The sequence below is a fragment of the Streptomyces sp. ISL-100 genome, from assembly GCF_018614615.1.
Taxonomy (GTDB): domain Bacteria; phylum Actinomycetota; class Actinomycetes; order Streptomycetales; family Streptomycetaceae; genus Streptomyces.
Genome location: NZ_JAGGOK010000010.1, coordinates 159,553 through 183,362 on the forward strand (window position 1 = coordinate 159,553; position 23,810 = coordinate 183,362).

The 23,810-nt window shown below is 68.8% G+C and carries 25 protein-coding genes, 1 tRNA gene, 1 pseudogene and 1 riboswitch; of the genes and pseudogenes, 9 read left to right on the forward strand and 18 right to left on the reverse strand.

What is annotated here, in order from left to right:
- Window positions 1–101: 101 nt before the first annotated feature.
- The 3 genes from J7E89_RS06180 (at window position 102) to J7E89_RS06190 (ending at window position 1,561) form a co-directional block, all read left to right on the forward strand.
- Entirely contained in the window at window positions 102–776 is a 675-nt protein-coding gene (locus J7E89_RS06180; protein ID WP_214969244.1) for an HNH endonuclease signature motif containing protein, read from the forward strand.
- Window positions 773–1,432 carry an HNH endonuclease signature motif containing protein gene (locus tag J7E89_RS06185; protein WP_214969246.1) on the forward strand — a complete coding sequence of 220 codons (660 nt, stop codon included), beginning with the start codon at window positions 773–775 and terminating at the stop codon, window positions 1,430–1,432. Before J7E89_RS06180 ends, J7E89_RS06185 begins: the two co-directional genes overlap by 4 nt.
- A 53-nt stretch (window positions 1,433–1,485) precedes the next feature.
- Window positions 1,486–1,561: transfer RNA gene (locus tag J7E89_RS06190), tRNA-Leu, on the forward strand.
- A 56-nt stretch (window positions 1,562–1,617) separates the two neighbouring features.
- Here J7E89_RS06190 and rdgB read toward each other — a convergent pair.
- The 4 genes from rdgB to J7E89_RS06210 form a co-directional block, all read right to left on the reverse strand.
- On the reverse strand, window positions 1,618–2,220 hold the full coding sequence (gene rdgB, locus J7E89_RS06195; protein ID WP_214969248.1) for an RdgB/HAM1 family non-canonical purine NTP pyrophosphatase: 603 nt from the start codon (window positions 2,218–2,220) through the stop codon (window positions 1,618–1,620).
- Between the two features lie 31 nt (window positions 2,221–2,251).
- Window positions 2,252–2,641 (reverse strand): hypothetical protein, encoded by a 390-nt coding sequence (locus J7E89_RS06200; protein WP_214969251.1) that lies wholly within the window; start codon window positions 2,639–2,641, stop codon window positions 2,252–2,254.
- Window positions 2,642–2,782: 141 nt separating this feature from the next.
- Window positions 2,783–3,517 (reverse strand): ribonuclease PH, encoded by a 735-nt coding sequence (rph, locus tag J7E89_RS06205; RefSeq protein WP_214969254.1) that lies wholly within the window; start codon window positions 3,515–3,517, stop codon window positions 2,783–2,785.
- 130 nt (window positions 3,518–3,647) lie between these two features.
- The gene (locus J7E89_RS06210; RefSeq protein WP_028813127.1) at window positions 3,648–3,881 is read right to left on the reverse strand and encodes a glucose PTS transporter subunit EIIB; all 234 of its coding nucleotides are present in this window, start codon (window positions 3,879–3,881) and stop codon (window positions 3,648–3,650) included.
- A 228-nt stretch (window positions 3,882–4,109) separates the two neighbouring features.
- On the opposite strand from J7E89_RS06210, the gene J7E89_RS06215 reads away from it, so the two are divergent.
- The gene (locus tag J7E89_RS06215) at window positions 4,110–5,411 is read left to right on the forward strand and encodes a PTS transporter subunit EIIC (protein WP_214969256.1); all 1,302 of its coding nucleotides are present in this window, start codon (window positions 4,110–4,112) and stop codon (window positions 5,409–5,411) included.
- Between the two features lie 253 nt (window positions 5,412–5,664).
- The gene (locus tag J7E89_RS06220) at window positions 5,665–6,945 is read left to right on the forward strand and encodes a PTS transporter subunit EIIC (RefSeq protein WP_214969259.1); all 1,281 of its coding nucleotides are present in this window, start codon (window positions 5,665–5,667) and stop codon (window positions 6,943–6,945) included.
- 105 nt (window positions 6,946–7,050) lie between these two features.
- Here J7E89_RS06220 and J7E89_RS06225 read toward each other — a convergent pair whose 3' ends face one another.
- Window positions 7,051–7,803 (reverse strand): MBL fold metallo-hydrolase, encoded by a 753-nt coding sequence (locus tag J7E89_RS06225; RefSeq protein WP_214969261.1) that lies wholly within the window; start codon window positions 7,801–7,803, stop codon window positions 7,051–7,053.
- Between the two features lie 178 nt (window positions 7,804–7,981).
- Here J7E89_RS06225 and J7E89_RS06230 point away from each other — a divergent pair, with 178 nt between their 5' ends.
- Window positions 7,982–8,446 (forward strand): type II toxin-antitoxin system PemK/MazF family toxin, encoded by a 465-nt coding sequence (locus J7E89_RS06230; protein ID WP_214969263.1) that lies wholly within the window; start codon window positions 7,982–7,984, stop codon window positions 8,444–8,446.
- Between the two features lie 172 nt (window positions 8,447–8,618).
- Here J7E89_RS06230 and J7E89_RS06235 read toward each other — a convergent pair whose 3' ends face one another.
- The 7 genes and pseudogenes from J7E89_RS06235 to J7E89_RS06260 form a co-directional block, all read right to left on the reverse strand.
- Window positions 8,619–9,569 carry a PLP-dependent cysteine synthase family protein gene (locus J7E89_RS06235; protein WP_214969265.1) on the reverse strand — a complete coding sequence of 317 codons (951 nt, stop codon included), beginning with the start codon at window positions 9,567–9,569 and terminating at the stop codon, window positions 8,619–8,621.
- Window positions 9,569–9,847 (reverse strand): MoaD/ThiS family protein, encoded by a 279-nt coding sequence (locus J7E89_RS06240; RefSeq protein ID WP_214969268.1) that lies wholly within the window; start codon window positions 9,845–9,847, stop codon window positions 9,569–9,571. Before J7E89_RS06240 ends, J7E89_RS06235 begins: the two co-directional genes overlap by 1 nt.
- 107 nt (window positions 9,848–9,954) lie before the next feature.
- On the reverse strand, window positions 9,955–10,068 hold the full coding sequence (locus J7E89_RS42310; RefSeq protein ID WP_355268275.1) for a putative leader peptide: 114 nt from the start codon (window positions 10,066–10,068) through the stop codon (window positions 9,955–9,957).
- 69 nt (window positions 10,069–10,137) lie between these two features.
- Complete coding sequence (locus tag J7E89_RS06245) at window positions 10,138–10,914, reverse strand: ABC transporter ATP-binding protein (RefSeq protein WP_214969270.1); 777 nt, start codon at window positions 10,912–10,914, stop codon at window positions 10,138–10,140.
- Window positions 10,911–11,975, reverse strand: a complete 1,065-nt coding sequence (locus J7E89_RS06250; RefSeq protein ID WP_214969272.1) for an iron ABC transporter permease — start codon at window positions 11,973–11,975, stop codon at window positions 10,911–10,913. The genes J7E89_RS06245 and J7E89_RS06250 overlap by 4 nt, the downstream gene beginning before the upstream one ends.
- 12 nt (window positions 11,976–11,987) lie before the next feature.
- The gene (locus J7E89_RS06255; protein ID WP_374196793.1) at window positions 11,988–12,962 is read right to left on the reverse strand and encodes an ABC transporter substrate-binding protein; all 975 of its coding nucleotides are present in this window, start codon (window positions 12,960–12,962) and stop codon (window positions 11,988–11,990) included.
- Between the two features lie 76 nt (window positions 12,963–13,038).
- Window positions 13,039–13,198, reverse strand: a riboswitch (cobalamin riboswitch).
- 14 nt (window positions 13,199–13,212) lie between these two features.
- A pseudogene (locus J7E89_RS06260) lies at window positions 13,213–13,851 on the reverse strand (HD domain-containing protein).
- A 333-nt stretch (window positions 13,852–14,184) separates the two neighbouring features.
- On the opposite strand from J7E89_RS06260, the gene J7E89_RS06265 reads away from it, so the two are divergent.
- The gene (locus J7E89_RS06265) at window positions 14,185–15,261 is read left to right on the forward strand and encodes a GlxA family transcriptional regulator (RefSeq protein ID WP_214969276.1); all 1,077 of its coding nucleotides are present in this window, start codon (window positions 14,185–14,187) and stop codon (window positions 15,259–15,261) included.
- Here the strand turns inward: J7E89_RS06265 and J7E89_RS06270 are convergent.
- The 4 genes from J7E89_RS06270 to clpS all read right to left on the reverse strand — a co-directional run bounded on the left by J7E89_RS06270 (window position 15,150) and on the right by clpS (window position 18,376).
- On the reverse strand, window positions 15,150–15,566 hold the full coding sequence (locus J7E89_RS06270; RefSeq protein WP_214969278.1) for a Mov34/MPN/PAD-1 family protein: 417 nt from the start codon (window positions 15,564–15,566) through the stop codon (window positions 15,150–15,152). The genes J7E89_RS06265 and J7E89_RS06270 overlap by 112 nt on opposite strands.
- An 80-nt stretch (window positions 15,567–15,646) precedes the next feature.
- Window positions 15,647–17,104 (reverse strand): amino acid permease, encoded by a 1,458-nt coding sequence (locus J7E89_RS06275; RefSeq protein ID WP_214969280.1) that lies wholly within the window; start codon window positions 17,102–17,104, stop codon window positions 15,647–15,649.
- A 346-nt stretch (window positions 17,105–17,450) separates the two neighbouring features.
- On the reverse strand, window positions 17,451–18,062 hold the full coding sequence (locus J7E89_RS06280; protein WP_214969282.1) for a DUF2017 domain-containing protein: 612 nt from the start codon (window positions 18,060–18,062) through the stop codon (window positions 17,451–17,453).
- On the reverse strand, window positions 18,062–18,376 hold the full coding sequence (gene clpS / locus J7E89_RS06285) for an ATP-dependent Clp protease adapter ClpS (protein ID WP_214969284.1): 315 nt from the start codon (window positions 18,374–18,376) through the stop codon (window positions 18,062–18,064). The genes J7E89_RS06280 and clpS overlap by 1 nt, the downstream gene beginning before the upstream one ends.
- A gap of 81 nt (window positions 18,377–18,457) precedes the next feature.
- On the opposite strand from clpS, the gene J7E89_RS06290 reads away from it, so the two are divergent.
- Both J7E89_RS06290 and J7E89_RS06295 read left to right on the forward strand, forming a co-directional pair.
- A complete protein-coding gene (locus J7E89_RS06290; protein WP_214969286.1) occupies window positions 18,458–19,786 on the forward strand; it encodes a nicotinate phosphoribosyltransferase in 1,329 nt (442 codons plus the stop codon).
- A 195-nt stretch (window positions 19,787–19,981) separates the two neighbouring features.
- Entirely contained in the window at window positions 19,982–20,566 is a 585-nt protein-coding gene (locus J7E89_RS06295) for an isochorismatase family protein (RefSeq protein WP_214969288.1), read from the forward strand.
- 115 nt (window positions 20,567–20,681) lie between these two features.
- Here the strand turns inward: J7E89_RS06295 and J7E89_RS06300 are convergent, their stop codons facing one another.
- Together J7E89_RS06300 and J7E89_RS06305 are read right to left on the reverse strand one after the other, a co-directional pair.
- Window positions 20,682–21,008, reverse strand: a complete 327-nt coding sequence (locus tag J7E89_RS06300; RefSeq protein WP_214969290.1) for a hypothetical protein — start codon at window positions 21,006–21,008, stop codon at window positions 20,682–20,684.
- A gap of 122 nt (window positions 21,009–21,130) precedes the next feature.
- The gene (locus J7E89_RS06305) at window positions 21,131–23,491 is read right to left on the reverse strand and encodes an immune inhibitor A domain-containing protein (protein ID WP_214969494.1); all 2,361 of its coding nucleotides are present in this window, start codon (window positions 23,489–23,491) and stop codon (window positions 21,131–21,133) included.
- Between the last annotated feature and the right edge of the window lie 319 nt (window positions 23,492–23,810).

Sequence of the window (23,810 nt, forward strand, 5' to 3'; positions counted from 1 at the left end):
CAAGTGGCGCACGTGATTCCGCATTTCGGACGTAACTCTCCGATAAACAGTTCGTTGATCCGTACGAGACCGCGAACACGCGGCCGGATGCGGAGGGGAACATGCCCGTAAGCCCGTACACGCGGGAGCGTCTCGTAGAGGCTGCGTCCTCGTCGAGAACGCTGTCCGAAGCACTCAACAGGCTGGGGGTCGACCCGAAGAGTCCCTCACGGCGTTATGTCCACGGGCGCATGAAGAAACTGGGCGTCGACATAGCGCACTTCGAGCGTGAAGGCGCGCGGTGGACCAAAGAGGTCCTCGAACCCGTCGTCGCCACCTCGACCACCATGTGTGACGTCCTGCGCCGACTCGGTCTCGGAGTCGTGGGCGGACATCACACCCACATCAGCCGCCGGGTGAAGGCATTGGGGATCGACACTTCGCACTTCGATCCACAAGGACGCGCTGCGAACCGCGCAAGGCGACGCCATCGCACGGCACAGGAGGTGCTGACCCAGCAGGACCCTGCCAACGCCCGGCGCGAGCAGAGCACGCGGCTCAAGCGAGCGATGCTCGAACTCGGGACCGCCGACAACTGCGCCCTCTGCGGAACAGAACCGGTGTGGCGCGGCTCGCCCCTCCCTCTTGAGGTGGATCACATCGACGGGAACTGGCGCGACAACCGCATCGGCAACTTGCGTCTCCTGTGCCCGAATTGCCATGCGACGACCGACTCCTATCGCGGCCGGGGCAAGGGGCGCGCAACCCGGACGCCGGCGATCGGTGGCGGTCAGTGAGCCAGGCCCAGAAGTACACACGGGAGCGGCTGGCCGAGGCGGCGGGGCGTTGCACAGACATCGACGAGGTCATCTCGTTCCTCGGCACCCGGCCGTACGGGCGCCTGCGCCGATACCTGTTCTCCCGCTTCGACCACTACGACATCGACGTTTCGCATTTCCATCGACGTGGCTACCGCAGGCGCGGCGGCGGCCCGGTCGCGAACAACTCCGCGAGGCCGTGGCCGCAGCCGTCTCCCTCGCCGACATCCTGCGTCGGCTCGGGCGACCCGACAGCACAAGCCAGCGCACTGCTGAAGGAGTGGATGGCCGAGGACGAAATCCCTTCGGAGCATCTGCTCGGACAGGGGCATCAGCGCGGCAAGCGACCGCCGACACCCCTCAAAGGCGCTGCGGACATACTGCAGAAGCACAGCGGCGCCCGACGAACGAAGACCAGTCTCCTGCGTCGCGCACTGTACGAATCCGGTGTCCCCGACCGGTGTGACAGTTGCGGCACCGGCCCCGTGTGGCGCGAGAAGCCCATGACGCTGGAAGTCGACCACATCAACGGTGACTGGAGCGACGATCGCGCCGATAACCTCCGACTGCTGTGCCCCAACTGCCACGCGATCACCAGTACCTGGTGCCGAGGTGGCCGGAGGCGGCTCCCGTAGTCGGCCTCTCCTCACAAGAGTCGGCTTCGACCAGTAAAGTGGGCGCGGTGCATGCGCCCGTACGCCAAGGGCTGAGCGGCGATCTTTAGGTGGTCGTGTTTGTCGGTTCGAATCCGACCGGGCGCACCATAACCGACGGCTCGGCTCGCGTACTCGCGAACCGAGCCGTCACCATTGGACATGCCTCAGCCCAGCAGCTCCCGCACCACCGGTACCAGCGCCCGGAACGCCTTGCCTCGGTGGCTGATGGCGTTTTTCTCTGCCGAGGTCAGTTCCGCGCAGGTTACGGCGTAGCCGTCGGGCTGGAGGATGGGGTCGTAGCCGAAGCCGTTCGTGCCGGCGGGGGTGTGGCGGAGGGTGCCCTGGAGGCGGCCTTCGACTACGCGTTCCGTGCCGTCCGGGAGGGCCAGGGCCGCCGCGCAGGCGAAGTGGGCCGTGCGGTGGGGGTCATCGATGTCCGCCAGCTGGGCCAGGAGCAGGTTCAGGTTGGCGGTGTCGTCGCCGTGGGTGCCGGACCAGCGGGCCGAGAAGATGCCGGGGGCTCCGCCGAGGACGTCGACCGCCAGGCCCGAGTCGTCGGCGACCGCGGGGAGGCCGGTGGCCTGGGCCATGGCGTGGGCCTTGAGCAGCGCGTTCTCGGCGAAGGTGACGCCGGTTTCCTTGACGTCGGGGATCTCGGGGTAGGCGTCCGCGCCGACGAGGTCGTGGCTGAGACCTGCGTCGGCGAGGATCGCGTGGAGCTCGGTGATTTTCCCGGCGTTGCGGGTGGCGAGGATCAGGCGGGTCATGCCCCCACAGTATCTACGGGGCCTGCGGGGTCTACGGGCTGCAGACCTTGCCGATCTCGGTGGCAGCCTCGGTGACGGGCGCGATGTCTGGGGTTTCGTCGCCGTTGTTGACGGCGGTGCGGACGTTGTCTACGGCCTTGTTCAGGTCGTCGACGGCCTTCGAGAGGTCCGCGTTGTCCGTGGTGTCCTCGAGGCTCGTCAGTTCCTTGTCGATGTCGTTGAGGGCCTCGGTCAGCTGGGTGGGGTCGTCGGCCGCCGTGGACACGGCCGTGGACAGCTTGTCGACGCTGGTGGCTATGGCGTCGGCGGTCTGGACGCAGTCCATTGCCTTGTCGAGGGCTCCGCAGCCGCCGACGAGGCCGGTGAGCGCGACAGCGGTGACGACGGCGAGTGCGATACGGCTACTACGGCGACTGCGCATGGAGCGGGTCCTCCCCCAGGTACACGGGTGTAAGGGTTTGCGGGTGTGCGGGTGTGCGGGATCGAGGGTGTGTGGACGGGCGTACGGTTCGGCCCGTACGCCCGTGTCATTGGGGACGCTCAAGTGGGCGTCCGCGGTTGCTCAGGCTCGCACGGTCTCCAGTGCCGTGGCCTGGATCGCGGTGAGGTCGGCGCAGCCGCCGCTCGCGAGGTCCAGGAGGGCGTTCAGTTCCTTGCGGTCGAACGGCTCCGCCTCCGCCGTGCCCTGGACCTCGACGAAGCGGCCGTCGCCGGTGCAGACGACGTTCATGTCGGTGTCGGCGCGGACGTCTTCCTCGTAGCAGAGGTCGAGGAGGGGGACGCCGTCGACGATGCCGACGCTGACGGCGGCGACGGTGCCGATGAGCGGCTTGCGGCCGTGCTTGACGATCTTCTTGGCCTGGGCCCAGGCGATGGCGTCTGCGAGGGCGACGTAGGCGCCGGTGACGGCTGCGGTGCGGGTGCCGCCGTCTGCCTGGAGTACGTCGCAGTCGAGGACGATGGTGTTCTCGCCCAGGGCCTTGTAGTCGATGACCGCGCGGAGGGAGCGGCCGATGAGGCGCGAGATCTCGTGCGTACGGCCGCCGATCTTGCCGCGTACGGATTCGCGGTCGCCGCGAGTGTTGGTGGAGCGGGGCAGCATCGAGTATTCGGCGGTGACCCAGCCTTCGCCGCTGCCCTTGCGCCAGCGCGGGACGCCTTCGGTGACGGAGGCGGTGCAGAAGACCTTGGTGTCACCGAAGGAGATGAGGACGGAGCCCTCGGCGTGCTTGCTCCATCCGCGTTCGATGGTGACCGGGCGGAGCTGTTCGGGGGTGCGGCCGTCGATTCGAGACATGTGTGGAGCCTAGCCGCCGGACCCGGACATGCGTGAGGGGCCCGTTCCGGTTCGGGGGTTCGAGAGCTCGGGGGTTCGAGCTCGTGACCCGGATTTCGGAAGGGCCCCTCACGGGCGAGTCATCGCTGACTCACATCATGTCTTCGATGTCCGCCGCGATGGGGTCGGCGTCCGTGCCGATGACGACCTGGATCGCGGTGCCCATCTTGACGACGCCGTGGGCGCCGGCGGCCTTGAGGGCGACCTCGTCGACCAGGTCGGGGTTGTGGACCTCGGTGCGCAGGCGGGTGATGCAGCCTTCGATCTCGTCGATGTTGTCGATACCGCCGAGCCCGGCGACGATCTTCTCAGCCTTGCTGGCCATGTCTTTCTCCCTGTGTGAAAAGCACGAAGTCTCGGCCCACCGTGACCGTGGCCGCTTTGTCACGGTAACTCACGGTTGGACCAACTTCGCGGGCGAGTAACCACCCTGTACCGAATGATGGCGATCACCGGTGCCCTGTCTTCCGGCCGAGCCCCGGACCGTACCGCAACTGGTCTACACCAGTTTCCCCACGCCCGCCAAACCTGGCTTGTTTCCGGGAGGACGCCGATGAGTTCGAATGCGAACAGCGGGGCCGAGCCGCGGAGGAAGTGGTGGAGCGGCACGTTCAAGGGGCTGCAGAAGATGGGGCGGAGCCTTCAGCTCCCCATCGCCGTGCTGCCCGCGGCCGGCATCCTGAACCGCCTCGGTCAGCCGGATGTCTTCGGTGACGACGGTCTGGGCTGGACGAACGTCGCCAAGGTCATGGCGGGGGCCGGCGGTGCGCTGCTCGACTCTTCGCTGGGGCTTCCGCTGCTGTTCGCGGTGGGTGTGGCCATCGGCATGGCGAAGAAGTCGGACGGTTCGACGGCGCTCGCCGCGGTGGCCGGTTTTCTCGTCTACTACGCGGTGCTTCATCAGTTTCCGGTGGACTGCCCGGCGGGCACCACGACCGTTACGGGCGGCTGCCTCGCCGGTGACGACACCTTCACGGCGGCGACGTATCAGAATCCGGGGGTCTTCGGCGGCATCGTCATGGGCCTGCTGTCGGCGTGGTTCTGGCAGCGCTTCCACCGGGTGAAGCTGGTGGACTGGCTCGGCTTCTTCAACGGCCGCCGTCTCGTCCCGATCATCATGGCGTTCGTCGCGATCGCTTTCGCGGCGCTCTGTCTGTGGGTGTGGCCGCCGGTCGGTGACGCGCTGACGAGCTTCAGCGAGTGGCTGGTGGATGCGGGGTCGTGGGGTTCCGGCATCTTCGGTGTCGCGAACCGCGCACTGCTGGTGGTCGGTCTGCACCAGTTCCTGAACGTCTTCGTGTGGTTCCAGTTCGGTGACTTCACGAAGCCGGACGGCACGGTCGTACACGGTGACATCAACCGCTTCCTGGCGGGCGACCCGACGGCCGGTCAGTTCCTCACCGGTTTCTTCCCGATCATGATGTTCGCGCTGCCGGCCGCGGCGCTGGCGATCGCGCACACGGCGAAGCCGCATCGCCGGAAGGCGGTGAGCGGCATGATGCTGTCGGTCGGTCTGACGTCGCTCGTCACCGGTATTACGGAGCCGATCGAGTACTCGTTCCTCTTCATCGCGCCGCTGCTGTACGTGATTCACGCGCTGCTCACGGGTGTCTCGATGGCCGTGACGTGGGAGCTGGGTGTGAAGGACGGCTTCAGCTTCTCGGCCGGATTGATCGACTACGTCATCAACTGGAGCCTCGCGACGAAACCGTGGTTGATCATTCCCATTGGCCTGGTCTTCGCGGTCATCTATTACGCGATCTTCCGGTTCGCGATCGTCAAGTTCAATCTGCCGACCCCGGGGCGGGAACCGGAGGAGGTCGAGGAAGAGATCGAACGGGACATCACCAAGTAGGCGCCCCTGCATAAGCGCCCCTGCCCGGCCGCTCAAAGGCTCTCGGACCTGCCCGGTCCGGGAGCCTTCGCCGTGCGTGGGCCGGTGTGTTCTGGAGCACGGGAAGCGCAGGTTCCTTATCCGTCCTTCACCATGCTAAAACTGGTCTACACCACTGAGTGGTGTAGACCACGTGGCGAGTGCGCCGCGATGTCCCCGAGACGCCGCCGTCCCCCGTTTCCCCCGGGCGGCGCCTTGCCCCATGGAGGAAATGATGTCCACGGACAGCGCCGCCGCCCCCGCGGCCGCCAAGAAGAAGGGCTCCGGCGCGATGGCTGTCATGCAGCGCATTGGCCGCAGCCTCATGCTGCCGGTCGCCGTGCTGCCGGCCGCCGCGCTCCTGGTGCGTTTCGGCCAGGCCGACATGCTCGGCAAGGAGTCGTTCCCGACCTTCATCACCAAGCTCGCCGGTTACATGGCGGCCGGTGGTGGCGCGATTCTCGACAACATGCCGCTGCTGTTCGCCGTCGGTATCGCGATCGGCTTCGCGAAGAAGTCGGACGGCTCGACCGCCCTCGCAGCCGTCACCGGTTACCTCGTCTTCCAGAAGGTGCTCGCCACCTTCACCGACGCCAACCTCCCGAAGGTCGCCGCCGTCGTGGACGGCAAGATCGTCATGAACGAGGCGCCGGTCAACGCCGGTGTCCTCGGTGGCGTGGTCATGGGCATCGTCGTAGCCCTCCTGTACCAGAAGTTCTACCGGACCAAGCTGCCCGCCTGGGCCGGCTTCTTCGGCGGCCGCCGCCTCGTCCCGATCCTCTCCGCCTTCGCGGGTCTCGTCGTCGGCATCGTCTTTGGCCTGATCTGGCCGGTCCTCGGTGCGGGTCTGCACAACCTCAGTGAGTGGCTGGTCGGCTCCGGCGCCGTCGGCGCCGGCATCTTCGGTGTCGCGAACCGTGCGCTGATCCCCATCGGCATGCACCACCTGCTGAACTCCTTCCCGTGGTTCCAGGCCGGTACGTACAAGGACGGCGGCGTCGACTACCACGGCGACATCGCCCGCTTCCTGCACGGCGACCCGACCGCGGGTCAGTTCATGACCGGCTTCTTCCCGATCATGATGTTCGCCCTCCCGGCAGCCTGCCTCGCGATCACCCACTGCGCCCGCCCCGAGCGCCGCAAGGTCGTCGGCGGCATGATGTTCTCCCTCGCGCTCACCGCGTTCGTCACCGGTGTGACGGAGCCGATCGAGTTCACCTTCATGTTCATCGCCCCGGTGCTGTACGCGATCCACGCGGTGCTGACCGGCGTCTCGATGGCGCTGACCTGGGCACTGGGGATGAAGGACGGCTTCGGCTTCTCCGCCGGTGCCGTGGACTTCTTCCTGAACCTCGGTATCGCGAGCAACCCGTGGGGCCTGGCCCTGGTCGGCCTCTGCTTCGCGGCGGTCTACTACGTGGTCTTCCGCTTCGCGATCACCAAGTTCAACCTTCCGACGCCGGGCCGTGAGTCCGACGAGGAGCTTGCCGAGCTGCAGAAGGCCGAGGGGAAGTAAGCCCCGGCCGTACGTAGCGGCGTACGCGGCGGCGTACGCACAAGAGGGCCCCCGGACCGTAGTTACTGGTCCGGTGGCCCTCTTCGGTGCGTATGCCGGAGTGCTTCAGACCTCGTACTCCGTGCCCGCCACTGCCAGTTCCACCGGACCGTCGTACACCGCGCGCGCATCGGCCACGTTCGCTTCCGCGTCCGTCCACGGCGGGATGTGCGTGAGGACCAGCCGGCGGGCACCCGCCCGCCCCGCGCACTCGCCCGCCTCGCGGCCGTTGAGGTGGAGGCCCGGGATGTCCTCCTTGCCGTACGTGAACGACGCCTCGCACAGGAACAGATCGGCGCCGGCGGCCAGTTCGTCCAGCGACGCGCAGACTCCGGTGTCGCCGGAGTACGCGAGGGACCTGCCGCCGTGCTCGATGCGGATGCCGTATGTCTCGACCGGGTGGGCGACCTTCTCCGTACGAACCGAGAAGGGGCCGATGTCGAACGTGCCGGACTTGAGCGTGTGGAAGTCGAAGACCTCGGCCATCGACTTCTCGGTCGGGGTGTCCGCGTACGCCGTGGTGAGGCGCTGCTCGGTGCCCTCCGGGCCGTACACGGGGATCGCGGGGGCGCGGCCGCCCTCGTGCCGGTAGTAGCGCGCGACGAAGTAGCCGCACATGTCGATGCAGTGATCGGCGTGCAGGTGGCTGAGGAAAACGGCGTCGATGTCGTAGAGACCGACGTGGCGCTGCAGCTCGCCGAGGGCGCCGTTGCCCAGGTCGAGGAGCAGCCGGAAGCCGTCGGCCTCGACGAGGTAGCTCGAGCAGGCCGATTCCGCGGACGGGAACGACCCTGAGCAGCCGACGACGGTGAGCTTCATGGAGCGTGAACCTCCGTAACAGGGACGGGGAGGGTTCGTGCGGGTTCAGGTTCGTCGAGCGTAAGGCGCGAAAGACGCGGTCGCTCCTCGATGAGGGGGCGTTGTGGCTGATGTCACCGACGCTGTCACCGGTTCGGGCGGAGCGCGCGGGGCGGGCGGGCGCCGGTACCGTCGGGGCATGGATACGTCTTGGTGGCCGGTGCTCGTCGGCGTGGTGGTGCTTCTTGCGCTGGTGGCGGCTGTCGTCGACGGGCGCGGGCGGGGACGCGGACGGCGGCCCGGGGGGCGCACGCGACCGCCGGGGCGGCCGGGTCCGCGCCGGCCGGAGCGGGTGCCTCGGGCTGGGGAGATCTGGTGGGCGGATGTGCCGTACGAGGACGGGCCCGGGTCGAAGGACCGGCCGTGCCTGGTGTTGTCCGTACGGGGTGAGCGCGCCCTGGTCGCGAAGATCACGAGCAAGTACGTCGACGGGCGGGCCGGGGTGATCGCGTTGGCGCCGGGGGCGGTGGGGGACGCGCGGGGGCGGCCCAGCTTCCTGGAGACGGATGAGCTGCGGGATGTGGGGGTGCGGGGGTTCCGGCGGCGGGTGGGGGTGGCGGAACCCGAGGTCTGGGACCGGGTCCGCCACCTTGCCGGCGGTTAGGCGTGGCCCGGCGGGAGTGGGCGGGCCGGACTGGCCGGCCGCTGCGCGGGGCTTGTTCCCCGACCCGCCCCTTCCCGAACTGGGGCAAGCCCCAGGCCCCGGACCACACAGACGCCCTGCGGGCGTGTCCTCAAACGCCGGACGGGCTGGATTTGCCGGTTGCGGCCATTCCCTACGCCCAGAGCTGGCCCTGCAGCGTTTCGATCGCTGCCTCGGTCGTCTCGGCCGTGTAGACGCCCGTCGACAGGTACTTCCAGCCGCCGTCCGCGACAACGAACACGATGTCGGCCCGCTCCCCCGCCTTGACCGCCTTCTTGCCCATCCCGATCGCCGCGTGCAGCGCCGCGCCCGTGGAGACGCCCGCGAAGATTCCCTCCTGCTGGAGGAGTTCGCGCGTGCGCGTCACCGCGTCGGCCGAGCCGACCGAGAAGCGGGTGGTCAGGACCGACGCGTCGTACAGCTCGGGGACGAAGCCCTCGTCGAGGTTGCGCAGGCCGTACACCAGGTCGTCGTAGCGCGGCTCGGCGGCGACGATCTTGATGTCGGGGAGGTTTTCGCGCAGGTAGCGGCCTACGCCCATGAGTGTGCCGGTGGTGCCCAGGCCCGCCACGAAGTGCGTGATGGTCGGGAGGTCGGTGAGGATCTCCGGGCCCGTGGTGGCGTAGTGCGCGCCCGCGTTGTCGGGGTTGCCGTACTGGTACAGCATCACCCAGGACGGGTTCTCCGCCGACAGCTCCTTGGCGACCCGTACGGCCGTGTTGGAGCCGCCCGCCGCCGGGGACGAGATGATCTTCGCGCCCCACATGGTGAGCAGATCGCGCCGCTCCTGGGAGGTGTTCTCCGGCATGACGCACACGATGTCGTAGCCCTTGAGGCGGGCCGCCATCGCGAGCGAGATGCCGGTGTTGCCGCTGGTGGGCTCCAGGATGGTGCAGCCGGGGGTCAACCGGCCGTCCTTCTCCGCCTGTTCGACCATGTGGAGCGCGGGGCGGTCCTTGATCGAGCCGGTGGGGTTACGGTCCTCCAGCTTGGCCCAGATGCGGACGTCGTCCGACGGCGACAGCCGCGGGAGGCGGACGAGCGGCGTATTGCCGACCGCCGCCAGCGGGGAGTCGTACCGCATCAGACCATGCCGCCTGCGACGGCCGGGAGGATGGTAACGCTGTCGCCGTCGGCGAGCTTGGTGGAGATGCCGTCGAGGAAGCGGACGTCCTCGTCGTTGAGGTAGACGTTCACGAAGCGGCGCAGCTGGCCGCCGTCGACAATGCGCTCCTGGATGCCGGTGTGGCGCGATTCCAGGTCCGTGAAGAGGTCGGCGAGGGTGTCACCGTTGCCCTCGACGGCCTTCTTGCCGTCGGTGTAGGTGCGGAGGATGGTCGGGATGCGGACCTCGATGGCCATGGCTTTCGACTCCTGTCAGGAGGGTGGCTTGAAAGGCGCGCGGCAGTTCGTCCCCCGCGCAGGGGCAAGCGTGTGCGTGTACGTGCGTGTACTGGATGGCCCGCGGCTCAGGCCGTGGCCGTCGTACAGATAGCGCTGGCGAGCCGGCACAGGTCGACGTGCAGGCGCGCTACGAGCAGCACGGTGCTCGGCGTCGTCTCACTCACGTCGTGGGGAACCATGCGGTCATCGTATAGATTCCCGGGCCCCTTCCCGGTATGTGATCTCACATGGTGGGCGAAAAATGCTCGTTAGGTGGACACAGGGAGGTAGACGACGGTCGGTGCGCCGGTCTTCGGATGGGTGCTGACCTCGGCTGATACCCCGTAAACGGTGTGCAGGAGGTCGGCCGTGAGGACTTCCTCCGCGGTGCCGGATGTGACGACCCGGCCGCCGTCCAGGACGTAGAGGCGGTCGCAGTAGTAGGCCGCAAGGTTCAGGTCATGCAGGGCGAGCAGGTTGGTGGTGCCCAAGTCGCGCACCAGGCTGAGGATCTGCAGCTGGTAGCGGATGTCCAGGTGGTTGGTCGGCTCGTCGAGTACGACGAGGGACGGCTGCTGGACGAGGGCGCGTGCCATCAGGGCCCGCTGGCGTTCGCCGCCGGAGAGGGACGGGAAGCCGCGGTCCGCGAGGTCCGCGATGCCGACGCGGGCGAGGGCGGTCCGTACGAGCTGGGCGTCGGTTTCCGTGTCCTGTTCCCAGAAGCGTTTGTGCGGGGAGCGGCCCATGGCGACGACGTCGCGGACGGTCAGCTCGAAGCCCGCCGCGCCGCCGTCCTGCGGGACGGTCGCGATGCGCCGGGCGCGGGTCTTCGGGCTCATGGCGTGCAGGTCGTCGCCGTCGAGGAGGACGCGGCCGTGGGTGGGGCGGAGCGTTCCGTACACGCAGCGCAGGAGGGTCGTCTTGCCGCTGCCGTTGGGGCCGACCAGGCCGACGGTCTCGCCGTCGGCGGCGGTCAGGGTGACGTCGTCGACGAGGTGGCGGCCTTCGGTGCCGTACGAGAGGCCTTGTGCGGTCAGGGTCGTCACGCCGGGGCTCCTTCGGTTGCGCCTCCCGGGCGGCGGCGCAGCATCCACAGGAAGAACGGGCCGCCGGTGAGCGCCGTGAGTACGCCGACGGGGATGTCCTGGGGCGCCGCGACGGTACGGGCCGCCAGATCGGCCAGGACCAGGAAAACCGCACCGCCCAGCGCGGCGACGGGCAGCAGCCTGCGGTGTCCGGCGCCGACGGCCATGCGGGCGGCGTGCGGGAGCATCAGGCCGACGAAGCCGATCGCGCCGCTGAAAGCGACGAGTACGCCGGTGAGCAGCGAGGCCAGGACGAAGACGGCGGCGCGGAAGCGGGCGGTGTCGAGGCCGAGGACGGTGGCGCCCTCCTCACCCACCAGGAGCAGGTCGAGCGGCCGGGCGAGGGTGACGAGGAGGGCCGTACCGACGGCGAGGACGGTCGTGGGGAGCGCGAGCATGTCCCAGCGGGCGCTGCCGAGGCCGCCGAGGGTCCAGTAGAGGGCTTCTCTGAGGTGGTCGGCGCGGGCCGAGGTGACCATCAGAAGGCTGGTCAGGGCGGACAGGATGTACGAGACGGCGACTCCGGCGAGGACGAGGCGGCCGGTGGTCATGGCGCCGCCGCCGCGCGCGAGCCCGTACACGAGGACGAGTGAGCCGAGCGCGCCCGCGAAGGCGGCGAGCGGGACGGTGACGGTGGTGGCGAGGCCGGCACCCGCGCCCCCGCCGATGCCGAGGACTATGACGCCGACCGCGCCGACCGATGCCCCGGATGAGACGCCGAGGAGGAAGGGGTCGGCGAGCTGGTTGCGCACGAGGGCCTGGAGGACGGTGCCGATGACGGCGAGCCCGGCGCCGACGACGGCGCCGAGCAGGACGCGCGGCAGCCGTACGTCGAGGACGATCGTGCGGTACGGGCCGGGGTCAGCGGCGCCGGTGACGATCTCCAGCACCTGCGTGGCGGGGATGCGTACCGAGCCGAGGGCGAGTCCCGCGACCGCCGCCGCGCCGAGCAGGGCGGTGAGCGCGGTGAGGAGGAGGGGGTAGCGGAGCCGCCCGCGGGTGGCGGGGGTCTTGCAGGTCACTGCCGCCGCCCGCTACTTCTTGCGCTCGTTGAGTTCGGGGTGGAGCTGGCGCGCGAGAGTGTCTACGGCTGCGGGTGCGCGGACGCCGAGGACCATGTCGGAGAGGGGCAGGACGGCGAAGCGCTTGTTCTTGACGGCGGGGACGTCGGCGAGGGCCGGGTCGTCGAGGAGGCGCTGCTTCTTCTGGGCGACGGTGGTCCCGCCGTAGTCGAGGATGACGATCGTCTCGGGCTTGCGGTCCACGACGTTTTCCCAGGCGGCGTCGGCGAACGGCTTGGGGAGGTGGGCGAAGACGTTCTTGCCGCCCGCGCGCTTGATCATCTCGTTGCCGATGCCCGTGCCGCCGACGGTGGAAGCGGTCTTGTCGCCGCCGTCGTAGACGAAGACGGAGACGGGGTCGACGCCCGTCAGCTTCTTCTCGGTCGCGGCGTTGCCCTTCTTGGCGTCGGTGATCCAGCGCTCGGCGCGGTCGGTGACGCCGAAGGTGCGGCCGACTTCGCGGATCTCCTGGTAGAGGGCGTCCATCGAGGTCTTGCCGTCGGCGCAGTATTCGGTGTTCAGGCGGGAGTTGATGCCGGACTTCTTCAGTGTCTCGCGGCTGCGGCCGTCGCCGGCGGAGAAGGCGGAAGCGTAACCGCCGTACACGAAGTCGGGGTTGGTGGCGAGCAGCTTCTCGTACGACGGGTACTCCTTGGCCAGCACAGGGGTGGCCTTGTACTCCTTCTCGTACTTGGGGAGGACCTTGTCGTCGAGGTAGGCGGTCCCGGCGAGGGACTTGGCGAGGCCGAGCTCCAGCATCACCTCGGTGACGTGCTGGTTCATGGTGACGACGCGGGTGGGGGCTGCGGTGTAGGTGGTCTTCACGCCGCAGTTGGTGACGGTGTAGGGGAAGCCGGCGGCGGCCTTTGCCGCGGGCGCGGGCTGTTCCTCGGCCGCGGTGCAGGCGGTGAGGGGGAGCAGGGCGGCGGTGGCGGTGGCGGTGGCTATGAGCGCGCGGCGGGTACGGCGGGTACGGCTGGACACAGTGGTGCCTCCTCCGGGGGATTTCCTCGTCCCCTGGTCGGTGGTGAAGAAGGCGGCAGGTCAGTTCCTGGCTTCCAGGCGGAGCTCAAGGCGCTTGATGAGCGTGGCTGAGCGCGGCCTGGTCACAGTGGCGGGACCGTGCCGGATTCACACCGGCTTCCTGAGTCCTGCCGCCCGGGTCGTGCACAGTCTGTCAGTGCGTCCGGTGTCGTGGTCATTCGGGCCAGGCGGAGTTCTGGATGGTCTCGACGAAGTCACCGCGCTCGTAACCCGGCACGAAGTGCTCCAGTACGGACTTGACGTTGCCGAAGGTGGTGTCGGGCTTGGGGGCGATGCCTTCGGTGAAGGCGGCGAGGATGCGCTTCTTGAAGTCGGGGCGGGGGTGCAGGGCGGTGATCGCGGCGCGGTCGTCCGGGGAGATGTCGTCGTAGCCGATGCCGAGTACGTCGTACTCCACCCCGGCGGTGACGAGAGCGACCTCCGGCTCCATGAACTGCGGGATGCCGGGCGTGGTGTGCAGGGCGATGGCCGTCCAGACGCGGCGGATGCCGTCCTCGGGGACGCCGTGGCTCTGGAGGAAGCGGCGGGCCTCGTCGGCGCTGTCGACCTCGAAGCGGCGGCCGCTGGTGCGGAGCTCCTGGTTGAGGCCGAGGTCGTGGAACATGGCGCCGATGTAGAGGAGTTCGGGGTCGAAGTTCAGGGCGCGGGTGCGGCCCTGGAGGCTGCCGAACCAGAACACTCTGCGGGAGTGGTGCTAGATCAGCTCGGTTGTCGTGTCGCGGACGAGTTCGGTGGCGGCGGAGGCGAGGTGGGTGTCGGGGGCGGTGATTCCGGCGGCGGTTTTGTTGGTCATGGGGTCAGCTTGCGCGCGTGCGGGGCGGCGCCGCCATGTCCTCTGGGTCACCCTTCCCACACATCGGGACACGCGGGTCCCGGCTGCGGGTTGCGGCGGCGGGCTGCGGGTCCGGGCTGCCGCTGCGCGGGGTGTCTTCCCCACCCCGCCCCTTCCCGAACTGGGGCAAGCCCCAGACCCCGGGACGCCCTGCGGGCGTGTCCTCAAACGCCGGACGGGCTGAAAAGTCAGCCCCTCCGGCGCTTGAGGAGCGAGGTCTGGGGCAGCGCCCCAGTGCAGGAAGGGCGGGGGTGGGGAACAAGCCCCGCAAGGCGCACGCTCTAACCTCTGGGCATGGCTCACTCAGTGGTGGTGTTCGCGTTCGACGGTGTGCGGCTCATGGATGTTTCCGCTCCGCTGGAGGTCTTCACCACCGCCGGGAACGGCTACACCGTGCGCGTCTGCACCCCCGACGGCCACGGCGTCACCACCTCCACCGGCCTCCGGATCGGCGCGGACCTCGCGGCCGGGGACGTGGGCCGGGCCGACACCCTCGTCGTGCCGGGGGCCGTGGATGTGGGCGCGCTCCTGCGTACGCCGGGGCCAGTCGGCCAAGTCGCCGCGCTGGCAGCGGTGTCGGGGCGGGTGGCCGCCGTGTGCACGGGGGCGTTCGCGCTTGCCGCCGCCGGGCTGCTCCAGGGGCGGCGGGCGACGACGCACTGGGAGCATGCCGCCGAGCTCGCCCGCCGGTTTCCCGAGGTGGCCGTGACGCCGGACGCCATCTACGTGCAGGACGGGCCGGTCTTCACCTCCGCCGGGGTGACCGCCGGCATCGACGTGTGCCTGGCCATGGTCGAGCAGGACCGGGGGCCCGAGGAAGCCCGGCGCGTGGCGCGCGACCTTGTGGTGTTCCTCCAGCGGCCCGGCGGCCAGTCGCAGTTCTCCGCCGCGTCCCGTACGCCCCCGACCCGCCATCCGCTCGTACGCCCGCTGCTCGACGCTGTCGCCGCCGACCCGGCGGCCGATCACAGCCTGCGGGCAATGGCCCGCAGCGCCGGCGTGAGCACGCGCCACCTGACGCGGCTGTTCCGGGAGCAGACGGGCACCTCGCCCGCCGGGTTCGTGGAGAGCGTACGGCTGGAGGCGGCACGCATCCTGCTGGAGGCGGGCGCCGGGGTCACCGCGGCGGCCGCGCGCAGTGGCATCGGCAGCGACGAGAGCCTGCGCCGGGCCTTCGCCCGGCACTTCGGGGTGACCCCGTCCGCGTACGCCGCACGCTTCCGCAGTACGGCCGTGGGCGACAGCAGCGGCAGCGGCGGTTACGCCTCGACCTTGACTTCTTCCTCCGTGATCACGCCGTCCACGATGCGGAACGAACGGAACTGGAACGGGCCCGCATCGTCCTTGTCCGCCGTGGACACCAGGACGTAGTGCGCGCCGGGCTCGTTCGCGTAGCTGATGTCCGTCCGCGACGGGTAGGCCTCGGTCGCCGTGTGCGAGTGGTAGATGATCACCGGCTCTTCGTCCCGGTCGTCCATCTCGCGATAGAGCTTCAGCAGATCCTGCGAGTCGAACTCGTAGAACGTGGGCGAGCGGGCGGCGTTCAGCATCGGGATGAAGCGCTCGGGGCGCCCGGACCCGGCCGGACCCGCGACCACGCCGCACGCCTCGTCGGGGTGGTCGGCGCGGGCGTGCGCGACGATCTGGTCGTACAGGGCCTGGGAAAGGGTCAGCATGGGCCCCAGGATAAGCAAAGGGTCCCGCCCGTACCGAGGGGTGGTACGGGCGGGACCGCATGCTGGACTCCCAGGAGGGGTTACGCCTTCGGCTCGACGCTCTGCGACGCCGACGCCGACGCGCGCTTCTTCAGCACCAGCCACGAAACGCCCAGCAGCAGCGCCCACAGCGGCGCGCAGTACAGCGAGATCCGCGCGTCCTTGTCGATGCCCATCATCACGATGACCATGCCGATGAAGAGCAGGGCGAACCAGCTCGTGTACGGCGCTCCCGGGGCCCGGAAGGAGGACTTCGGCAGCTCGCCGCGGTCGGACTTGGCGCGGTAGCGGATCTGGCTGACCAGGATCATGATCCAGGCCCACATGCCGGAGATGGTCGCGAAGGAGACGACGTAGTTGAACGCCTCGCCCGGCCACTGGTAGTTGATCCACACACCGACCAGCATCAGGGCGGCGGAGAAGGACGTGCCCGCCAGCGGCAGGCCGTTCTTGGTCAGCTTGGTGAAGAACTTCGGGCCCTGGCCGTTGAGCGCGAGGTCGCGCAGCATGCGGCCGGTGGAGTACATGCCCGAGTTGCAGGAGGACAGGGCGGCGGTGAGGACCACGAAGTTGACGATGGCCGCGCCGACGCCGAGGCCCATCTTCTCGAAGGCCGCCACGAACGGCGAGACGCCCGGCTGGAAGTGGGTCCACGGGACGACCGAAAGGATCATGATCAGCGCGCCGACGTAGAAGACGGCGATGCGCCACGGGACGGTGTTGATGGCCTTGGGCAGGACCGTCTTCGGGTCCTTGGCCTCGCCTGCGGTGACGCCGACCAGCTCGACGGCGAGGAAGGCGAACATGACCAGCTGGAGGGTCATCAGCGTCTGGCCGATGCCGTTGGGGAAGAAGCCGCCCTGGTCCCAGAGCATGGTCACCGAGGCGGTGTCACCGGCGTCGGAGAAGCCGATGGTGAGGATGCCGGCGCAGATCAGGATCATGCCGACGATCGCGGTCACCTTGATCATCGAGAACCAGAACTCCAGCTCACCGAAGAGCTTCACGGAGATCAGGTTCACGCAGAAGAGGAGGACCGTGAAGATCAGGGCGAAGACCCACTGCGGCTGATCGGTCCAGCCGTCCGTGTTCTTGGTCCAGTACTGCATGTACTCGGAGGCCGCGGTGACCTCGGTGATGCCGGTGACGACCCAGAAGAGCCAGTACGTCCAGCCGGTCACGAAGCCCGCGAAGGGGCCGACGAACTCGCGGGCGTACTCCGAGAAGGACCCGGAGACCGGGCGGTACATGAGGAGCTCGCCGAGCGCCCGCATGATGAAGAAGATGACCAGGCCGGCCATGGCGTAGGCCAGGATCAGGCTGGGGCCCGCGATGGAGATGCCCTTGCCGGCGCCGAGGAAGAGGCCGGTGCCGATGGCGCCGCCGATCGCGATCATCTGGATCTGGCGGGCGCCGAGTCCGCGCTGGTAACCCTCGCCGGATGTTGCGCCTTCGGCCTCACTGCCGTCGTGCTGTTTGTCGACCTGCACTGAGGTCATGGTGTATCGCGCCTTTCTCCATGCCGATCCGGCCTTGAGCGGCTCGGATCGACTGTGACGATCCTTTGAGGGGCGGACCCCCGGATGTGGGATGGAGTGCGGGCCGGCGGTCAGCCGGCGTCAGCGCCCCCGGGCACAGGGGTGGCGTCCCCGGGCGGTCGTGAAGATTTATCACGCTCGCAACAGTGATCCACTGCGCCCAATGTGGCGCACACCACTGGAAAAATGGAACAAATAACGCCTGGGGCGGCAAAGAGGCCCCAGGCGTTAATGCGATCGTTATCCGGATTTGAGTGTCCGTTGAGCGAACGCCATGATCGATATGTCCGGACAGATCAGGTCATAGTCACGGCATAAGCGTTTCGACGAGGCTTTCCTGGAGCGCGCCGAGCCACAGATACGCCATCACCATCGGCTTGCGCGGGTCGGAGTCCGGCAGCCGGTAGAGCTCGCCCGTCTCGTCGCCCTCGTCCTCGTCGGTGACCTCCAGGCGGGTGCCTATGGTCAGCCGCAGATCGTTGAGCGCGCCGAGCCAGCGCTTGCACTCGTCGTCCGTGAGCTTGAGTACGGCGCCGCCCTCACCGGCGGTGTTCAGCGAATCGAGGCTGCGTACGACCGCGAGGGCGTCCTCGCGCTTGCGCTCGCGCAGGTCGTTCTCGGTGAAACGCCGGAACTCGGCCGAGTTGGCGCGCACCTCGCGCTCGTGCGCGTCGTCGGGATCGGCCTGCGGATCGCCGTACGCGTCGGGGAAGAGCCGGGCCAGCGCCGGATCGGACGGTGCCTCGCTCGGCCCCTGCGCGAACAGTGCGGCCAGCGGGTCCCCGCCCGCCGTCGGCTGCTCGCCGGGACCGACCAGCTCAAGCAGTTGTACGGCCAGGCTGCGCAGGATCGAGATCTCGACCTCGTCGAGCACGACGGCCGCGCCGCCGCCCGGGATCTCCTCGAAGAGCCCGGCCATCAGCCGCGGTCCTGAGTGAGCGTGGCCCAGAGCCCGAAGCCGTGCATCGCCTGCACGTCGCGCTCCATCTCCTCGCGGCTGCCGCTGGATACGACCGCGCGGCCCTTGTGATGGACGTCGAGCATCAGCTTGTGCGCCTTGTCCTTGGAGTAGCCGAAGTAGCTCTGGAAGACGTACTCGACATAGCTCATGAGATTGACGGGGTCGTTGTGGACCAGCGTCACCCAGGGGACGTCCGGTTCGGGGACGGCGGAGGTTTCCTCGGCCGACTCTGGGCGTTCGATCTCTACGGGAGCCGTACTCACTTGTCCCATGGTGCCACCGGTCAGGGGCCATCGCACAAACGGCCACGTAGAAATCGTCACTCTGACGAGATTGGGGGTAGCATCCTTGCCATGAACACTGCGGACCTTGGGCTGCCGGTGGATGTGCCGTCGACAGCGCTCTTCACCGACCAGTACGAGTTCACGATGCTGCAGGCCGCCCTCAGGGCCGGCACCGCCGACCGGCGCTCGGTCTTCGAGGTCTTCACCCGCAGACTGCCCGAAGGGCGCCGCTACGGCGTCGTCGCGGGCACCGGGCGGGTCCTGGACGCCGTGGAGAACTTCCGCTTCGACGCGGGCGTGCTGGGCTTCCTGCGCGAATACGCGATCGTCGACGAGCCGACGCTGGAGTGGCTCGCCTCGTACCGCTTCTCGGGCGACATCTGGGGCTATCCGGAGGGCGAGGTCTACTTCCCGGGCTCGCCGATCCTGCGCGTCGAGGGCAGCTTCGCGGAGTGCGTGCTGCTGGAGACGGTGATCCTTTCGATCCTCAACCACGACTCCGCCATCGCCGCCGCCGCCTCCCGGATGGCCGCGGCGGCGGGGAGCCGGCCGCTGATCGAGATGGGCGCCCGGCGTACGCACGAGCTGTCCGCCGTCGCCTCGTCGCGCGCGGCGTACGTCGGCGGCTTCAGCTCGACTTCGGACCTCGCGGCCGGTTTCCGGTACAACATCCCGACCGTCGGCACGAGCGCGCACGCCTTCACCCTGCTGCACGACAGTGAGCGCGACGCCTTCCAGGCGCAGGTCGCCTCGCTCGGCAGCGGTACGACCCTCCTGGTCGACACGTACGACGTCGCGCAGGCCGTCCGTACTGCCGTAGAGGTGGCCGGGACGGGCCTGGGCGCGGTCCGTATCGACTCGGGCGACCTGCTGCTGGTCGCGCACCGGGTGCGGCAGCAGCTGGACGAGCTGGGGGCCACCGGGACCCGGATCGTGGTGACCAGCGACCTCGACGAGTACGCGATCGCCTCGCTGGCGGCGGCTCCGGTCGACGCGTACGGCGTGGGCACGCAGCTGGTCACGGGCAGCGGGCACCCCACCTGCTCCATGGTCTACAAGCTGGTCGCCAGGGCCGACTCGGCGGACCCGAAGGCTCCGCTCCAGCCGGTCGCGAAGAAGTCGACGGGCGGGAAGACGTCGATCGGCGGCCGCAAGTGGGCGGCGCGGCGGTTGGACGCGCACGGCGTCGCGGAGGCGGAGGTCGTCGGCACCGGCCTTGTGCCGCCCGAGCTGGCGGACCGGCAGCTGCTGGTCGAGCTGGTCAAGGGCGGCGATGTCGTGGCGCGCGAGCCGCTGGACGACGTACGCCGGCGGCACATCGCGGCGCGCGGCGCCCTGCCGATGTCCGCGGTGCAGTTGTCCAGGGGCGAGCCGGTGATCCCCACGGAGTACGCATGAACGGGGGGTGAGCGGGCAGCGGGAAGCGAGAGGGCGGGCGACGGGGGTCCGGTCGGCCCTCGCCGGCCGCCGCTGACCCTCGTCGGCCGTTTAGCAGCCAAAGGCCCCCTGCCGCAAGGCCGTTGGAATCTCTACTCTCGAACCATCACCCCACAGCGGACACCCGCCGCCGAATCCCCACTGAAGGGCCCCGCCATGCACCGCGCCTTGATCGTCGTGGACGTTCAGAACGACTTCTGCGAGGGCGGGAGTCTCGCGGTGGCGGGCGGCGCCGACGTCGCCGCCGCCGTCACCGACCTGATCGGCGAGGCCCCGGCCGGCTACCGCCACGTCGTCGCCACCCGCGATCACCATGTCGATCCCGGGGACCACTTCTCGTCCAACCCGGACTACGTCCACTCCTGGCCGGTGCACTGCGTCGCCGGTACGGAGGGCGTGGGCTTCCACCCGAACTTCGCGCCGGCCGTCGCGTCGGGCGCCATCGCCGCCGTGTTCGACAAGGGTGCGCACGCGGCGGCGTACAGCGGCTTCGAGGGCACCGACGAGAACGGCGTCGCCCTGGCGGACTGGCTGCGGGCGCGTGGCGTCACCGAGGTCGACGTGGTCGGCATCGCCACGGACCACTGCGTGCGGGCGACGGCGCTGGACGCGGTCCGTGAGGGGTTCACGACGCACGTACTGCTCGATCTGACGGCGGGCGTGTCGGAGGCGACGACGGAGCGGGCGCTGGAGGAGATGCGTGAGGCGGGGGTTGAACTGTCGGGCAAGCCGGTGGTTTAGCCACCCATACGCCCTGCGGGCGTGTCCTCAATCGCCGGACGGGCCCCTATGGAGTATGGAAGCCCGTCCGGCGATTGAGGAGCGGGTGGGGGAAAGCCGGCGCAGCGGCCCGCTCCTACGCCCGCGCAGCGTCCGGGCGTACAGGCCTGAGCAGGGCCCGTATCGGATGCCAGAGTTCCACCGTCTCCTGCGGCGCCGTGCGCCACAGCAGGCCGTCCGGATGGTGCAGGACCGCCGTGATCTCGTCCAGCGTCGGCGGGTGGGCGTTGCCCCGCAGGTAGACCGCCCGCAGGCCGAGGTTGCGCAGCCGCGTCAGGGCGCGGGCCCGGTTCACGGAGTGGACCAGGACGCGGACCTTGTGGCCTTCGGCCGTCGGGCTGGGCAGCGTGAGAGCTACCACCACACTGCCGCCGGGCAGCCGTACGAAACCTCCACCGGACATGCCGATCAATCCCCCATAAGACGTGGTGTCAACAAGAGCTGGTCAAGAGGCATCTAAACGTGAACGGCCGCCGCCCGCTAGAGGGCGACGGCCGATCATGCTCTGACCTGCGGTGTTACGAATTACTTACCGGAGGGACCGACCTTCACCGTGATCGTCGAGCCGCTCTTCGGCTCGCTCACGATCGAGATCTTGGTGTTGGTGTCAGTGACCTGCACCCCACCGGTCGGGTTCTCCTTGTACCAGTACGTCCCCTTGCGGTCGTCAAAGACCGAGACGCCCTTCTGCGACGCCAGCTTCAGCGGCACATCCGCGTTGTGCAGCGTGAAGCCGTCCGTGCGGTAGCGGCTGAAGGTGGAGTCGAAGGACTGGATCTTGTTCCGGAGGAGCTTGCCGTCCGCCCACTTCAGGGGCTTGGCGTGCGCGTCGACCGGCAGGATCAGGCCCTTGCCGTGGTGCTGGCTGGTGTTGTTGTCCTTCTGCGAGGTGTCCCAGAGCCAGACCATCAGGCCGTTCTGGTACGGGTAGTGCTCGACCCAGCTGGGACGGGTCGTGGCGAAGCCGAAGTTGTACGGGCCGACGGCGAGCGTCTTGTCGTACGACACGTACTGGCGGTTCTCTGCCAGGTAGTACTGCTCGTACTGCTTGGTGAAGGACTCGCCGATGCGCGAGAAGCCCTTGGCGGTCCAGCCGTTGTCGTCGGCGCCCTCGGCGTTGTCCGTGAAGAGCGGAGCGCCGTCGGCCGTCACCGTGATCGCGTCGGCCGCGAAGCCCTTGCCGCCCGCGCCGCCGTCCGTCTGGTAGCGGAAACGGAGGTCCACCTTCTTGCCGGCGTACGCGTCGAGCGGGAAGGCCAGCTTCTTGTACGCGCCGCCCACACCGGTCAGCCCCGGGTTGCCGGCGGCGTCGCGCGCGAGCGCCTTGCCGTCGGCCGTGCCGTCCACGACGGTCCACGTCTTGCCCGCGTCGGTCGAGACCTCGGCGTACAGCCAGTCGTACTCCGCCTCGATGTCCCACCAGCCCTGCAGCGACAGCTCGGCCTTGGCCTTGCCGGTGAGCTCCACCGACCGGGTGAGGGTGTTCTTGAGGTCGTCACCCATGTCGCTCCACCACTGCTTGGAGCCCTCGGCGGGCTTCACGACAGTCGTGGTCTCGGACTTCTTGGGCAGCTCGACGACGAGCGCCTGCGGGTTCTTGGTGTTGTACGCCGAGACGCCCAGCTTGTGCTTCGACTTCGTCGCGGCCTTGGCCTTGTCGTAGTCGAGCCAGCCCAGCTGGAGCTTGTCCCAGGCGGTCATGTCGCCGGGCAGGTCACCGATTTCGGTCTTGCCCTTGCCGAGCCATGAACCGGCCGACATCAGCGACCAGAAGCCGACGCCGTTCTCGCCCTTGCCCGAGGTGTCGTACAGGTCGGGCAGGCCGAGGTCGTGGCCGTACTCGTGGGCGAAGACGCCGAGGCCGCCGTTCTCCGGCTGCATGGTGTAGTCGCCGACCCAGATGCCGGTCTTGCCGATCTGGGCGCCGCCGGCCGGGTTGCCCGCCGGGCCCGTCTTGCCGGCGTCCGTGCCGTACGCGTACCAGCGGTGCGCCCACAGGGCGTTCTCGCCCTGGGCGCCGCCGCCCGCCGACTCGTCCTCGCCCGCGTGGACGATCTGGAAGTGGTCGATGTAGCCGTCGGACTCGTTGAAGTTGCCGTCGGAGTCGAAGTCGTAGCGGTCCCACTGGTCGTAACCGGCGAGCTGCGCCTTGATCTCGACGTCCGTCTTGCCCTTGGCCTTCTGGTCGGCGGCCCAGGCGGTCACGCCGTCGCGGACGGTGTCCCACACGTTGGAGCAGTTGCTGCTGCCGCAGTAGTTGGAGCCGTAACGGGCCTCGTTGTAGTCGACCTTGACCCAGTCGGAGACTTCGCCGTCGACCGAGTAGCGGCCGGACGAGGTCTTCTCGTAGTACGTCTTGAGGGAGTCCTTGCCCTTGCCCTCGCCGAAGTACAGCTCCTGGAAGTGCTTCTGGTCGTAGTCCTTCTGCCAGGCCGTGGAGTTGTCCTGCGTACGGTCCGGCTCGGCTATTCGGTTGTGCGCGGGGCCGGCCTCGCCGCCGTACTTCTTCACGGGCGGCTTCGGTCCGTCGCCGTCCGGGTCGAACATGGTGGTGTCGTCGACCTTGTCGCCGAACTCCACCAGGATCGTGAAGATCTTGTCGGTCTTCTCCCGGCCCAGTTCGACGTACTTCTTGTCGTCGAGCTTCACGACCTTGGAAGCGCCGCGCTTTTGCACCGTGGCGTCGCCGGCTATGACCTGTTCGAGCGCCGCCTTGCGCTCCAGCTCCTGCTGCTTGCTGAACGGGCCTTCGAGATCGTGCTCGACATGACCCTTGGCGGGCGCCGGGTCGCGGCGCTCGATGTTGGCCTTGTCCCCCGTACCCGCCGGCTTCTCGTCTGCCTGGGCGGTGGCGAATGCGGATGCCGTCGCGGCGGTCGCGGCCATGGCCACGACTACGGCGGCGGCTCTGATCCGCCCTCTGTTGGTGGTCACTTGATGATGTCCTCCCCCGCGGGCCGCGTCAGCACGGAAGAGGGTGAGGGGTATCCGGGCGCGGCGCGCGTCTCAAGTGACGACATTTGACCGGAGTTACCGAAGAAAAGACAGATCTTGACTTGAGCAGCTCAAGTGCACTATGCAGTTCTTCGATTCCGGATACCGGACGTTCCGGTGGGCCGGGCAGGCGCGTCGATCTCACCTGATGAGATATGGAATGACTCCGTGCGCCCCCGATGCACCGGCACCGTGGGTTAGGTCACGCTTA

Bases quoted from the DNA above. Each gene is read 5' to 3' on its own strand.
- J7E89_RS06180 (WP_214969244.1), top strand. From the start codon at position 102: ATGCCCGTAAGCCCGTACACGCGGGAGCGTCTCGTAGAGGCTGCGTCC.
- rdgB (WP_214969248.1), bottom strand. From the start codon at position 2,220: ATGACCCGCCTGATCCTCGCCACCCGCAACGCCGGGAAAATCACCGAG.
- J7E89_RS06200 (WP_214969251.1), bottom strand. From the start codon at position 2,641: ATGCGCAGTCGCCGTAGTAGCCGTATCGCACTCGCCGTCGTCACCGCT.
- rph (WP_214969254.1), bottom strand. From the start codon at position 3,517: ATGTCTCGAATCGACGGCCGCACCCCCGAACAGCTCCGCCCGGTCACC.
- J7E89_RS06210 (WP_028813127.1), bottom strand. From the start codon at position 3,881: ATGGCCAGCAAGGCTGAGAAGATCGTCGCCGGGCTCGGCGGTATCGAC.
- J7E89_RS06215 (WP_214969256.1), top strand. From the start codon at position 4,110: ATGAGTTCGAATGCGAACAGCGGGGCCGAGCCGCGGAGGAAGTGGTGG.
- J7E89_RS06220 (WP_214969259.1), top strand. From the start codon at position 5,665: ATGTCCACGGACAGCGCCGCCGCCCCCGCGGCCGCCAAGAAGAAGGGC.
- J7E89_RS06225 (WP_214969261.1), bottom strand. From the start codon at position 7,803: ATGAAGCTCACCGTCGTCGGCTGCTCAGGGTCGTTCCCGTCCGCGGAA.
- J7E89_RS06230 (WP_214969263.1), top strand. From the start codon at position 7,982: ATGGATACGTCTTGGTGGCCGGTGCTCGTCGGCGTGGTGGTGCTTCTT.
- J7E89_RS06235 (WP_214969265.1), bottom strand. From the start codon at position 9,569: ATGCGGTACGACTCCCCGCTGGCGGCGGTCGGCAATACGCCGCTCGTC.
- J7E89_RS06240 (WP_214969268.1), bottom strand. From the start codon at position 9,847: ATGGCCATCGAGGTCCGCATCCCGACCATCCTCCGCACCTACACCGAC.
- J7E89_RS42310 (WP_355268275.1), bottom strand. From the start codon at position 10,068: ATGGTTCCCCACGACGTGAGTGAGACGACGCCGAGCACCGTGCTGCTC.
- J7E89_RS06265 (WP_214969276.1), top strand. From the start codon at position 14,185: ATGGCTCACTCAGTGGTGGTGTTCGCGTTCGACGGTGTGCGGCTCATG.
- J7E89_RS06270 (WP_214969278.1), bottom strand. From the start codon at position 15,566: ATGCTGACCCTTTCCCAGGCCCTGTACGACCAGATCGTCGCGCACGCC.
- J7E89_RS06275 (WP_214969280.1), bottom strand. From the start codon at position 17,104: ATGACCTCAGTGCAGGTCGACAAACAGCACGACGGCAGTGAGGCCGAA.
- J7E89_RS06280 (WP_214969282.1), bottom strand. From the start codon at position 18,062: ATGGCCGGGCTCTTCGAGGAGATCCCGGGCGGCGGCGCGGCCGTCGTG.
- clpS (WP_214969284.1), bottom strand. From the start codon at position 18,376: ATGGGACAAGTGAGTACGGCTCCCGTAGAGATCGAACGCCCAGAGTCG.
- J7E89_RS06290 (WP_214969286.1), top strand. From the start codon at position 18,458: ATGAACACTGCGGACCTTGGGCTGCCGGTGGATGTGCCGTCGACAGCG.
- J7E89_RS06295 (WP_214969288.1), top strand. From the start codon at position 19,982: ATGCACCGCGCCTTGATCGTCGTGGACGTTCAGAACGACTTCTGCGAG.
- J7E89_RS06300 (WP_214969290.1), bottom strand. From the start codon at position 21,008: ATGTCCGGTGGAGGTTTCGTACGGCTGCCCGGCGGCAGTGTGGTGGTA.
- J7E89_RS06305 (WP_214969494.1), bottom strand. From the start codon at position 23,491: ATGGCCGCGACCGCCGCGACGGCATCCGCATTCGCCACCGCCCAGGCA.